At 67.7% G+C, this 12,632-nt stretch carries 10 protein-coding genes; 6 read left to right on the top strand and 4 right to left on the bottom strand.

From position 1 onward, the window contains the following. Positions 1-24: 24 nt before the first annotated feature. Together JRI60_RS42815 and JRI60_RS42810 are read right to left on the bottom strand one after the other, a co-directional pair. The gene (locus tag JRI60_RS42815) at positions 25-1,266 is read right to left on the bottom strand and encodes an endonuclease/exonuclease/phosphatase family protein (protein WP_204221832.1); all 1,242 of its coding nucleotides are present in this window, start codon (positions 1,264-1,266) and stop codon (positions 25-27) included. Positions 1,267-1,287: 21 nt separating this feature from the next. Further along, entirely contained in the window at positions 1,288-1,593 is a 306-nt protein-coding gene (locus JRI60_RS42810) for a hypothetical protein (RefSeq protein WP_204221831.1), read from the bottom strand. Positions 1,594-1,749: 156 nt separating this feature from the next. Here JRI60_RS42810 and JRI60_RS42805 point away from each other — a divergent pair, with 156 nt between their 5' ends. After that, on the top strand, positions 1,750-2,778 hold the full coding sequence (locus tag JRI60_RS42805) for a DUF4105 domain-containing protein (RefSeq protein ID WP_204221830.1): 1,029 nt from the start codon (positions 1,750-1,752) through the stop codon (positions 2,776-2,778). Between the two features lie 10 nt (positions 2,779-2,788). On the opposite strand, the gene JRI60_RS42800 is transcribed toward JRI60_RS42805, so the two are convergent. Together JRI60_RS42800 and prmA are read right to left on the bottom strand one after the other, a co-directional pair. After that, complete coding sequence (locus JRI60_RS42800; protein ID WP_204221829.1) at positions 2,789-3,277, bottom strand: DUF962 domain-containing protein; 489 nt, start codon at positions 3,275-3,277, stop codon at positions 2,789-2,791. 33 nt (positions 3,278-3,310) lie between these two features. Beyond that, positions 3,311-4,183 (bottom strand): 50S ribosomal protein L11 methyltransferase, encoded by an 873-nt coding sequence (gene prmA, locus JRI60_RS42795; protein WP_204221828.1) that lies wholly within the window; start codon positions 4,181-4,183, stop codon positions 3,311-3,313. A gap of 256 nt (positions 4,184-4,439) precedes the next feature. Here prmA and JRI60_RS42790 point away from each other — a divergent pair, with 256 nt between their 5' ends. From JRI60_RS42790 to JRI60_RS42770, 5 genes are read left to right on the top strand one after another with little or no spacing between them, the layout of a single operon-like run. Beyond that, positions 4,440-5,246: a pilus assembly FimT family protein gene (locus JRI60_RS42790; protein ID WP_204221827.1), complete on the top strand. Its 807-nt coding sequence runs from the start codon at positions 4,440-4,442 to the stop codon at positions 5,244-5,246. A gap of 11 nt (positions 5,247-5,257) precedes the next feature. Further along, positions 5,258-5,815, top strand: a complete 558-nt coding sequence (locus JRI60_RS42785) for a type IV pilus modification PilV family protein (RefSeq protein ID WP_204221826.1) — start codon at positions 5,258-5,260, stop codon at positions 5,813-5,815. Beyond that, positions 5,815-6,915 carry a prepilin-type N-terminal cleavage/methylation domain-containing protein gene (locus JRI60_RS42780; protein ID WP_204221825.1) on the top strand — a complete coding sequence of 367 codons (1,101 nt, stop codon included), beginning with the start codon at positions 5,815-5,817 and terminating at the stop codon, positions 6,913-6,915. Before JRI60_RS42785 ends, JRI60_RS42780 begins: the two co-directional genes overlap by 1 nt. 11 nt (positions 6,916-6,926) lie before the next feature. Then, a complete protein-coding gene (locus tag JRI60_RS42775; RefSeq protein WP_204221824.1) occupies positions 6,927-7,454 on the top strand; it encodes a PilX N-terminal domain-containing pilus assembly protein in 528 nt (175 codons plus the stop codon). 9 nt (positions 7,455-7,463) lie between these two features. Next, complete coding sequence (locus tag JRI60_RS42770) at positions 7,464-12,587, top strand: hypothetical protein (protein ID WP_204221823.1); 5,124 nt, start codon at positions 7,464-7,466, stop codon at positions 12,585-12,587. Positions 12,588-12,632 lie beyond the last annotated feature (45 nt).

The raw sequence follows: 12,632 nt of genomic DNA, 5'->3' as shown, positions 1-12,632 counted from the left end.
GCCGCCGTCCCCACCAGGGCGGACTCAGTGGCGGGTGTCGCGCAGCTGGAAGTCGGCGAAGGAGGGCAGGTGGTCGGAGGCCTCGGTGGAGTGGTCCACCTCCAGCAGCAAGGGCTCGAGCTGGCGGGAGGCGAAGAAGGTGTCGAAGCGCTTGCCGGTGGCGGGGGGTACGCCCGTGCCGTCGGGCAGGGCGTTGAGGGTGGACAGGTCCGCCACGTCCTGGAGCCGCAGCCACTGCGGGGAGCCCTTGGGCACCTTGCCGGCCACGAGCATCTCGCGGGCCTCCTCCGGACTCAGCAAGGTGCCGTCCGGCAGCCGCACGCGCCGCTCGCGGGCGCGGTGGAGCGGATCCGGCAGCTCGTGCTCGAGCGCGTGGAGGGCGCGGCGCACGCGCACGTCGGCGATGTTGCCCACGCCCCAGTCGCCCACGCTGGGGTGCACGTCGCCGTAGCGGGACTCGTAGTCCTTCACCGTCTCGGTGGGTTCGTGCTTGCGCAGGGGGTTGGGCAGCAGCGAGTAGTGGTGTTTGACGTTGATGTTGGCGTTGAAGTCGCCCAGGGCGATGGAGGGCACGCCGTCGCGGGAGTGGAGGACGGCCTGGAGCTGCCAGAGCTGGCCGGCGTTGATGCCGCTGTCGCCCAGGGTGTGGTGCACGCAGTAGAGGGCCACCGTCTGGCCGAACACCTGGAGCAGCGTGAAGAGGGCGCCCCGGTCCTCGTCCAGCTCGCCCACGAAGCCCTGGCGGGCGATGGCCGCCGCGCGTGCCTCCTCGGGGAAGGCGTAGGTGTAGTGCGCGGCCTCGAGGATGGGGTGGCGGCTGAGGATGGCCTTGCCGTTCACCACGGGGCCGCCGATGTCGCGGCCGTGGTAGGCGACGTGGAAGCCGTAGTCGCGCGCGAGCTCCATGGCGGTGGGCTGGCTGGCCTCCTGGAGAGCGATGACGTCCGGCATCCGGCCGCTCGTCTCCAGCTCGATGAAGTAGCGCTCCAGCAACTGCCGGTGCGTTCCACCCAGGAGGATGTTGTACGTCATCACCCGGAGAAGGTGGTCGCGGGTCGGGCGCGGCTGGGGGTGGTGCACCAGCAGCGTGTCGCCCGTCCCGAGCTGGCGCGGACCGTCCGCCGGTGGCAGCGGGTCGAACCCCTGGAAGACCCGGGTGGGTTCGCGGTGCGGCAGGTGCTGGGGTGGAGCGACGGGGACTCCGTCGATGACATTCCTCCCGAAGGGGAGGCGATCCAATAGTCGCGAGAGGGCCTGTCCTGGCATGAGTCCTCTACTGTGTGTGCACTACCCGCCCTGCACGCGACCGCTGGGTGCTTCGTCGCTCTCCGTGCCGGCGTCCTCGGAGCCGCTCGCCGCCTCGACCGCCGAGCCGGGAGGCGTGTTGCCGGGGTCGGCCCCGTAGCCCGCTTTGCGGCCGGTCACGGTGTCGTCGTCCGCGTTGCCCGGGAAGTGGCCCTCGCGCTGCTCGGAGAAGGCACGCCGCTCGTCGGGGACACCGCGCCCGGCCTGTTCGGTGGGCCCGCGCGACTGGGTGACGGCTTCCGTGTAGCCCCGGGCGGGGGGCGTGGGACCGCTGAACTTGCCTGCCATGGTGGACTCCTGGGATGTGGAGGTCTGCTACCCGTCAATCTCTGGCGGCCAGGGGTCTCCGCCAACCCGTCGAGCCTCCCGTAGAGGAGGGATGGGGGGCGGACGAGCCATCGGGAGCGAGGCAAAGCGGCGGCACACCTGCGATGCTGGTGGTCCATGCGTCTTCTCGCTCGTGCCGGCACCGTCGGTCTCTTCGTCCTGTTCGCCCTCGGCCTCACGTGGCTCGTGTCCACCGTCGTCCTCACCGGCGTGGGACCCCAGGGGCCCGCCTGGTGGCGGTATGGGGTGGCCCTGCTCCTCGTCGTGGCCGTGGGAGTCGCCTGGCGCCGAGGGTCCCGGGGGAGGGCGTTGGGCGTGCTCGCCGTGCTCTGCGTCTGCGTGTTCGCCTGGACCCGGACCGTGCGGCCCTCGCTCACCCGCGACTGGGCGCCGGATCTCATCCGCTCCGCGCGAGCCGACATCCAGGGCTCCCGCGTCACCTTCCACGACCTGCGCGACTTCCGCTATCGCAGCACCACCGACTGGGACGAGGCCTGGTACTCCGCCACCTACGACACCCACGAGCTCGTCCGCGCCTGGTTCATCGTCGAGCCCTTCTCCGGCTTCGAGGGCGCCGCCCACACCATGGTCAGCTTCGAGTTCTCCGGAGATCGCTTCCTGGTCTTCTCCGTGGAGATCCGCCGCGAGCGCGGTGAGACGTTCTCGGCGGTCGGTGGCCTGTTCCGCCAGTTCGAGCTCACCTACGTCGTCGGTGACGAGCGCGACCTGGTCCAGCTCCGCAGCAACTACCGCCGCGACGACGTCTACCTCCATCCCATCCGCGCGTCGAAGGAGCGCACCACCGCCTTCTTCCTCGACATGGTTCAGCGGATGAACGACCTCCAGCAGCGGCCCGAGTTCTACGACTCGCTCACCAACAACTGCACCACCAACCTCGTGCGCCACCTCGAGAAGGTCAGCGCCACCAACGTCCCCTACGACCACCGCACCCTGCTTCCCGCCTACTCGGACGAGCTCGCCTTCGAGCTGGGGTTGATCGACACCGACGTGGACCTCGCCCGGACGCGCGAGCGCCACCTCATCAACGCGTTGGCGCTCGCCGCCCAGGGGCGCGACGACTTCTCGCTCCGCATCCGCGGGCGGGGTCCGGCCGTCTCCGCCCCGGCCGCGTCGACCCTCCCCTGAGCCGGGTTTCCTACCTGGCGGACTGGGGTGCGGTCTGGGCCTGCGCCCCGAGCTTGTAGTCGCCGGTGAGCAGGGCGACGAAGAACAGGGGTCCGACGAGGGCGTGGACGAGGTTGGTGAAGAAGGAGGGCGACTTCTTTTCCCAGACGGCGTGGCCGGCGAGCTGGACGAGCCACCCGAAGATGGCGATGGCGACGACGAGCGAGCCGGGCAGGGTCCGGCCGAGCGGCATGCAGAAGGCGATGGCGACGGAGACGATGCCCCCGAGCTTCGCATCAGCGCGCAGATACCAGATGGACGCGAGCACCCAGGCCACGTGGGCGAGGGTCAGCTCGCCACCGGGCATGAGGGGGAAGGACACCAGGTGCACCCAGTCCAGCATGGCGACGATGTGCAGGACGATGAGGGGAATGGCGACCTTGTGCGTGAGGCGATTGGTGGGGTGCTGATGGGACGAGGTGTACTCGTCGAACAACGCCTGGGTGTGGGGCTTCAGCATGGGGGCGACTCTAAGCCGCGCCCCTGAGCCGGGCTACTTCGCGCGGTGGAAGTCCAGCCGCACCCACTCGCCCTGCTGGGCGCCGGGTTCCGGCACCAGTCCCAGGTTCACGTACGCCGCCTCCACCTCCGCCTTCTGGTGCGCGAGCACGCCCGCCATCAGCAGCTTGTCCTTCACCTTGGGGACGATGAGGGGGGCCAGCTCGATGAGCGTGTTGGCGAGGATGTTGGCCACCACCAGGTCGAAGGTGCCCTCCACCGCCGTCAGCTCCTTGCCGGACAGCTCCACGTCCGGTGTGCCGTTGTCCTGGGCGTTCTCCTTCGCCAGCTCCACCGACACCGGATCATTGTCCGTGCCCACCACCCGGCCCGCTCCCAGCTTCTTCGCGGCGATGGCCAGCACGCCCGTACCCGTCCCTACATCCAGCACACTCGCACCCGGATGGGTGGCCATGTAGTCGTCCACCGCACCCAGACACAGCGAGGTGGTGGGGTGGTCGCCGGTGCCGAAGGCCATCTTCGGCTCGATGACGAGTCGCACCTTGTCGGCGGGGGCGTTCTGCGCTTCCCAGGGTGGACCCACCCACAGCCGGCCCACCTGCACGGACTTGATGTGCGCCTTCCAGGCGTTGCTCCAGTCCTGTTGCTGCTCCTCGGCCAGCTGCATTCGCGCCGAGGGGAAGGCCTCGGCCAGCTCCGCCCGGGCCGCCTCCGCCGTCTGCGCGTCCTCGAAGTAGGCGACCAGGATGCACTCGCCCACCGCGGGCGCTCGCACTCCTGGCATGGTGGGACCTTCCCGGTCTCTCACTTCCAGTCCCATCGCCCCCGCCTCGTGCAGCAGATCCTGCGCCGCCTCCGACTCCGTCTCCGGCAGATCCACCGTGAGTGTCTGGTACGTCCCCGTCATTGCGCCCTTCCCGCGTCTGGCGTTGCTTGCCGGAAGATGCCGGGATGGCTCCAGCGGGGAAAGAAATTTCCCAAGGCGAGTGCTCGCTCCGTCGCCTCTCCCGCTGGGGTGCCCAGGATGCGATGATCCACCGTCGGAATTTGCGGTAAGCTGCCCCGCAGAGGACCAGTAGAAGGTCAATTGGATTCAGACCCGTTTCTGGGCGCCCGGTCGAGGATGGTGATGGCTCACGGGGGCGCCTGCTGATGGACTCCCTATGAAGCGTACCCGTCGCAATGCCGGCTTCTCCCTGGTGGAAATGGCGACTGCCCTGGGCATTGTGGGCATCCTCGCCGCGCTCTCCTACGCCGCGCTGGAGGTGCTCCCCCAGCGTACGCGGTTGACGGGAGGCGCGCTGGAGTTCGCCGCGGTGCTCTCGAGCGCGCGCTCCCACGCCTATGGCCGCAACCAGCGCGTGGCGGTGATCATCAACGCGGACAAGTACGCGGTGGGCAACCCCATCGAGTACTGGGTGGTGGTGGATTCCTGGTCCAACCTGGCGAAAGTGCTGCACGACACGCCCTGGAACAGCCTGAAGGATCTGAAGCCCGGCACGCCCCCGGCGCCCGCGGGCAAGGACTACTTCCCGCTGCTCGATTCGGGGCACTTCAACCCGTCGGTGCGCGTGCTGAAGGATGGTTTCAAGGGCGCCGTCGGCTCGGTGGCGCACGCGGGCTGCACCTCGCTGATGGACGCGAAGATCGGCCTGGCCCAGGGCCCCACCACGGGCTCCGACACCTTCCCTCCGCCCTTCTGCTTCGTCCCCAACGACGTGGCGTGCACCTTCTGCACGGGGGACGGCGTGGGCCAGCCCTTGCGCGGCGTCGTCTTCTTCGAGCCGGATGGCTCGGTGGTGCTCGCCGACGCCGAGGGCAATCGGCTGCCGGCTGGCGCCGGTTCCATCACCTTCCTGCCGACGGGCGGTGGCGGAGTCGAGAACGCCCAGGCCGTCGTCATCACCAATACCGGCCTCGTGCGAACCTTCTCGGCCAACGCGCACACGACGAAATCGGTATCGCCCTAGAGGTGACTCCCATGCTGCGACGAGTTCCTTTCCACGCACGTAATGGTTTCACGACGATCGAAGCGCTGATCGCCGCGGTGGTGTTCCTCGTGGGCCTGGTCGGTCTGCTCGGCGCGCTCGTGCAGGCGCGCAGTGCCACCGGCCAGGCACGCCGGCTCATGCAGGCCACCGACATCGCCAATGACCTGGCCGAGCAGATTCAACTCTGGGACTTCACCGACCAGCGGCTCGGCGCGTCCGACCCGCTGTGCGCGGATGATCCGCTGGACAAGGACCACAAGCTGCTCGATCCCACCTCCGGCGACTACGACACCTACCTGGAGTGCATGCACGGCGAGGAGACCATCATGATGCTGGGCCCCGAGAAGTTCGGCGGCCTGCGCACGCCCTCCTTCACCGACGAAAGCGGTGTGGAGACCAAGTTCTCGCGCTTCTACATCGTCCGTCTGCAGGACGTGCGCCTGGGAGTGCGGCGCATGCAGATCTGGGTGAAGGTGCTGTACACCGAGGCGGGCGAGCAGCGTGTCGTCACCACGCAGGCGATGCGCATCCAGATGGGAGGTGTGTGATGCGGCGGCAGCGCGGTTTCACGATCATCGAGTTGCTGGTGGGCACCGCCGTGACGTTCGTCACGGTGCTCGCGGTCTCCGCCGCCTTCATCGGCTACACCCAGTCCTTCTACACGCAGGCGGGCATCCGCGGCGGTCAGGCCTCGTTGCGGCAGACCCACCAGATGGTGGTGCGCAACCTGCGCATGGCCGGCTACGGCATCGAGCCGCACCTGGCCTTCGACTTCCCGGCCGGCTGGCGCGACGACGCGACCCGCAACCGCTCGGACCGGCTCGTCTTCCGCATGCGCGACCCGGCCTTCAACGCGGTCGCCGCCAGCCTGTCGAGCACGAACATCACCCTGACCAGCGGGCTGCCCACGGCGCTGCGCAAGGGGCAGATCCTCCAGGTGGTGTGTCCGGGTGCGCTCGCCGTGACCTATGCGCGGCTCAGCGTGCCCGCGGCCAAGGGCGCCATGATGGTGCAGCTCGAGCCGGGGACCGGCGCCTTCCCCACCCTCAATGACTTCAACCATTTCTGCTTCGGTGCGGGTTCGGGTGGGCTGGCCATCAACGTCTTCAAGATCGACGTCTACGACTACTCCATCCAGCTCATCGACGATGATGGCCGTCCGGGCACGCCGAGCCGGCCCTACCTGTTCCGTCGGCATGGGCTGGATGAGAAGGACCCGGACGCGTTCGGCGAGCCGGTGGCCGAGGACATCGAGGCGATGCGCCTCACCTTCTTGAGCGCCGACGGCACGATCTTGACTCTGAACCCCGCCGCCAATCCGCCCAATCCCTTCTACCCCCCCTACAACGAGCCGCTGGACCCGGGGAGCCCGGCCAACATCCGCGCCGTGCGTGTGGCCCTGGTGGCGCGCACCAGCACCCGTGACTCGGGCATCGCCCCCGGTGTCATGAACAAGATTCCCGCCTTCGCGGACCGGCCCGAGCTGGATGCGCCCTATGGTTTCCGGCGCATCCTCTCCGAGATGTCCGTCCAGGTGCGTAACATGCGCTCCTCGGAGATGCCCATCCCGGTCTATTCACTGGACTCGGCCACGAACGCCTGTAAGGGCGTGCTCCCCGAGGACGATTTCAATTGCGCTGGTGGCTAGGAGGATTCGACATGATGAGACGCCTCGACAGACGCGGCTCCGTTCTGCTGCTGGTGGTGGTGCTGCTGGCGGTCATCAGCTTGCTGGCGGCCGCCGCGGTGACGTTCTCCCACAGCGAGCTGGGCGCGGCCCGCAACGAGCGCACCGGTGACGAGCTGCTCGCGTGCGCGGACGCGGGCCGCCAGTACATGCTCTCCCGCTTCAGCCTCCTCGATGGCAAGCCCGTGGAGCTCAAGCCGGTGAACGTGGACCTCAACTCGGACCTCAGCGCGCTGGAGGCCTACAAGAACTGCCCCCCGGGGCAGGAAGGTACACATTGTGCGCGCAGTGGCCACATCGGGCAGGTGTCAGTGACCGGTGTGAGCGGTATCACCGCCGTCCAATCGAAGGCGGGCGGTGACCGGCGGGCGCTGAGGGATTTGACGAATACCGTCGGGAAAACCACGTTTGGCGGTGTTCCGCATAAAATTACCGTACACTGCCTGGACGAAAACGGTCGTGGGACCGAAGTGGAGTTCGTTGTGCGGTTCGGTCTCTAGGAGCCATTCATGATGCGCATCGACTTCGACACCATACGACGCACCCTGCAGCGGCCCTGGGGCCGCCGGCTGGGACTGGCCGCAGGAGTGGTGGTGGCGGGGGGCGTGGGATTCCTGGCCCTGGAGAGCCGCTCGGGCAGCGTGCCGCTGCCGGAGCTGGCCGCCTGCTGTACGGGCGGCGCTTCCATGGGCGATTCCATGATGAGCCCCGCGGTGGGAGGCGACAAGGACTTCTTCGAAATCCCCTCCAGCCCGCCCAGCGCCATCTTCCTGCTCGGCAACAACGACTCGATGCAGGACTTCGTGGACTTCCTGCCCGAGGTCAACGGAGACGCGGGCGCCGTGCCGACCCCTCCCGGTGTGGACAGGTCCGATGAGATCGGAGCCGATGGCTTCGCCGGTCTCAACGTCGGCCTGGGCTGCACGGATTCGGGGCTGGTCTCGGCGATGAGCTGGTTCGACAAGAACAGCTCGGATCCGCTGCTCAACGGCTCCATCCCCTACGACGCGGATGCCGATTTCAGCACCACCTCGCCCCAGTTCTTCAACCCGAACCTGTTCTACCAGTCCCGTGGCCGTCGCGTGTCGATGGTGGTGAATGAGTCCCCCGCCTCGATGCACTTCGACAACCGCGGGACGGACGGCACCGGGGACGCGCTGTCGGCCTGCTGGAGCGCGCTGAACTGGAAGAACGAGTACTACTACAAGCCCGCCATCCTGAACGAGTGCGTGTCGTGTCTGTCCACGAAGGGCTGGTGGCGTGGCCCGCTCGTGACGCACCCGACGGAGTGGTCGCCCTACGGCTACAACGGCCCCGAGCGTGCGTTCGACGAGCCGCCGCTTCCGCGTGAGGCGTACCGCAAGTGGGTCCTCAGTGGCCGCGTGCTCAACGTGCGTCCGCCCAAGTTCGTGGTGGCGCGCAAGGTGCTGAAGGATGTCATCTCCGGCGCGCCCAACGTGCGCATGGGCGTGGCCACCTTCGGTCCGAACAATGGTTGGTATGACCCGCCCCAGTTCCTCGAGCCGCTGCGGCCCAGCTGCGATCAGTCCTTCCCCGTCATCAACGAGGACCAGCTCGACCGGCCCAAGCTGAAGGCCGCCGTCAACCAGGCGATCTTCCGCAACAACGAGCGCTCCATCGGCGAGGCCCTGTTCGGCCTGGGCGCCTACTTCTCCTCGCAGCGCCAGGACGACAAGTGGCTCAACTGGTTCAAGCAGCCGCTCAACCCGGGCTGGGGCTGGCCGGGCTGCTGCAACGGCGGCACGTACGATGACACCGTCTACACGGGCATGACGGAGGGTAAGTTCTGGGCCACTCAGAGCGATGAGTGGGTCAAGGGCGTGCAGACGTGGGAGACGCCGTGGGACGGCCGCAAGTCCGTGTGCTTCAGCTGCCAGGTCAACTCCGTCATCGTGCTGGCGGACGGCGCTCCGCTCTACGACAACTCGGTGCCCATCACCAAGATGATGGAGCTGCTGATCGCCAAGGGCGTCAAGCATCCGGACGGCACCCCGCTCACGTTCAACCCGGTCGATCCCGAGAACAACGGGAACGTGGGTGGCGTGAACTACTGCGACCAGTTCATCAACCCCGCGACCGGCACCAAGGCCACCAAGGAGGACTGCGACTACAACGCGTGGAACTGGCCGACGGGTCTGGGCAAGGGCAACAAGAACTTCATGGACGACGTCGCCTTCTTCATGGCCAACATGGACCTGCGCGACGACATGCCGGGCACGCAGTCGATGCGCACGTACACCATCGGCTACGGTGACTCGAGCCCCATGCTCCAGAGCATCGCCATGGCCGGCAAGGGCAAGTTCTACACCGCCAAGAAGCCCGATGAGCTGCGCACGCACATCACCGACGCGCTCGGTGACCTGAAGCAGCTGTCCACCGCGTTCGCCTCGGCCAACATTTCCAGCGTGCAGGCGGGCGGCATGCAGTCGTCCGTGTACGTGCCCCGCTTCATCCCGCGCCGCGGTCAGCCTTACGAGGGCCACCTCTACCGCTTCTTCTATTTCAGCGAGTTCGCCCAGGGTTGCAGTGACGTCCAGGCCAAGAGCACGGCGGGGGATCCGTTCGATCTCAACGACGACAAGGACTGCGACGACACCTTCTTCCTGGACAAGCCGGCGGGCTTCTCCGGCGGAGCTCCGAACATCGAGAACTTCACGAGCGACAACATCGTCCAGGAGAACGTGGATGGCACCTGGGTCAAGGTCCGTACGGCCTCGGTGAACTCGGATGGCAAGCTGGAGGGGGGCACCCCGGCGCAGCCCTTCTGGGACTTCGGTGAGACGGTCGGCAACCGCAGCGCGCACGAGTCGTGCAACCGCAACGACCCACTCAATCCGACCAGTGGCCGCTGCATCTTCACGCTCGTCGACAAGAACAACGACGGTAAGTACACCGACGCGGACAACCCGCCCGTCGCGTTCGAGGTCAGCAACGTCGACCAGCTCAAGAAGACCCTGCTGTCGGGCGGTGACTCCTTCTGTGTCACGCTCTTCGCCAAGCAGAACAAGGGCGCGTGGAACGGGACCGAGGCGGACCAGAAGTACTGCGCCACCCAGCTCATCCGCTACGTGCGCGGCATGAACGTCTTCGAGCTGAAGTCCAACCTCACGCAGATCGAGGTCACCGAGACGTGCCTGGACGGTTCCGGGGACACCTGCAAGTCCTTCAAGACGGAGCGCCCGTGCGCGGACAACCCCGCCAAGTCCTGCAAGCTGGCGGACATCTTCCACTCCACGCCCGTGACGGTGGAGCCGCCCGCCGAGCCCTTCCTGTGCAGCCTGGGCTTGAGCGGCCAGTGCGTGTCCACGCTCTACGAGGACTTCTCCACCTCCGTCACCAACGACCCGCTGTGCGCGACGAGCGGAGCCAAGCCCTGCTACAGGCCCACGCCCATGTCGCCGGAGCGCAGCGCGACGGTGAAGTACGGCGCGTATGACGAGTTCCGGGAGAAGTACGCGAAGCGCGAGCGCATCGCGCTGGTGGGCTCCAACGGTGGCATGCTCCACGCCATCCACGTGGGCACGGCCCTGAACAAGGAGAAGACGAGCGCCCTGGACGACGTCTACGACATCGGCACCGGCCAGGAGATGTGGGCCTTCATCCCGCCGGACCTGCTGCCCAAGCTGGGCCTGCTGGTGAACGGCCACGAGTACTTCGTGGACGGCACGCCCATGGTGCGTGACATCTGGGCGGACGGCCTGGCGGGTGCCAAGGACGGCGTCAAGCAGACGGATGAGTTCCGCACCCTCGCCGTCATCACCGAGCGTGGCGGTGGCCAGCGCTACGTGGGCCTGGACGTGACGGATCCGCGCGAGATGCTGAAGGTGGACGGCAAGCCCTTCCGCTGGATGTTCCCCAACGCGTGCGACCCCGTGTCGTCCACCATGGGTCAGTCCTGGTCCAACTTCGCGCCCAAGCCGGCGCCCATCGGGCCGGTGCGCCTGGAGGCCACCAGCGGTCCCACCCCCAACACCAGCCGTGGCTGGGAGGAGCGGTGGGTCGCCGTGCTCAACGGTGGTTACAGCCCGGACCTCTCGCGCGGCCGCGGCGTGTACATGGTGGACGCCTGGTCGGGTGAGACGCTGTGGTCCGCCGAGGCCCACCCCACCAACAGCGGCACCACCTCCGCCTACCAGCAAGTGCTCAACCACATGCAGCCCGTGGTGGCCTCGGCCTCGCTGGTGGACATCGGCAAGGCGGAGAACGTGCAGTACGACCTGGACGGCTTCTTCGACACGATGGTCGTCGGCGACATGGGCGGCCAGGCGTGGACGTTCCGCTTCTGGGAGCCGGGCAAGGTGGGGGGCAGTGGCCAGGTGACGAACTGGTTCGGCTCGCGCTCGCTGGAGATGGCGCGTGACGACGGCTCGTCCAACGGGCCGCGCAACGCCTACCAGAAGGCGCCCATCTTCCACGTCGCCTCCAACGTCCTGCAGCCGGAGACGGGCTGGCTGCGCAGCTTCGTGGGCACTGGCGACCGCCAGCACATGCGCACCACGCCGGGCGCGGACTGCGGTCCGGACGACCTGCTGGCCTGCATCCGGCTCAAGTGCGACGTGAGGGCCGAGTTCTCCGCCGACATCAACGGCCGGCGGCGCACCAGCACCCTCCAGTACTCTGGTGGCCAGCTGGTGACCAACGACGAGAAGTGGAACGGCGCCGTGGCGACGACGTGCGGCTCCTCGAAGATGGAGCTGACGGACCTCACCATCAGCTGCCCCGATTCCTCCATCGGCAGCAGCACGTACGCGGTGACGACGAAGACCGAGTCCTCGTGCACCAAGTCCAGTGGCATGTGGACGTGCACCAAGGCCAACCTCAACACCAGCACGCACGGTGACCTGAAGCTGGCCGCCGCCGACAACGCCTTGGTGGTGGGCAACCGCTACTTCGGCTTCCACGCGTACGGTGGCGCGGCGCGCAAGTTCAACAGCGAGGCCACCGCGGTCTCGTTCGACAGCCTGCGCGTGACGGACACGCCTGGCTTCGACTGCGGCGCGGGCAATGTCTGCTCGCTGGTGGACGTCACCGTTCCGGACAGCGCCTACCAGACCTACACGGACGCCAAGGGCGACACGCATCGCTACCTGCCCGCGGCCGAGCTGCTCAAGTCCTCGACGAAGCGCGGTCTGACGGAGGGACCGGGCTGGTTCGTCCGGTACAACGGTCTGCAGGAGCGCACGGCGGCCGGTTCGACCGTGCTCGCGGGCGTCGTCTTCTGGCCCAGCTTCGCGCCGTCCGCGGGTGTTGGCGCCGCGGCCTGCTCGCTGTCGGGCATCGGTGACATGTCCTACTCGTGGCAGGCGGACGTCATCACCGGTCTGCCGGATCAGTCCGAGGGCTTCCGGGTGACGGATGACACGGGCAAGCTGCTCGGGTTCATGCCCAACAAGGGCCGTGGGACGTCGGCGCCTCCGACCGAGGCTCCGCCCATCATCTCGCTGTCGAAGTCGGGCGGCATCCGCTACGAGGTGGCGGTGACCAACCCGGGTGATGCGCCCAGGACCGAGAAGCTGCGCGACCAGAAGAACGTGACGCCGGACGTGTACTGGCTCGAGGTGCCGCGCAACCTGCACGAGTGCCGTCACGAGAACTCCGAGAACTGCGACTGAGCCCGGAGTCACGGTGAGCCGGGCCTCCGACGAGGCCCGGTGAGT

This window comes from Archangium violaceum, assembly GCF_016887565.1.
In the GTDB taxonomy this organism is placed as follows: domain Bacteria; phylum Myxococcota; class Myxococcia; order Myxococcales; family Myxococcaceae; genus Archangium; species Archangium violaceum_B.
This window is presented reverse-complemented; position numbering and strand designations above follow the sequence as displayed.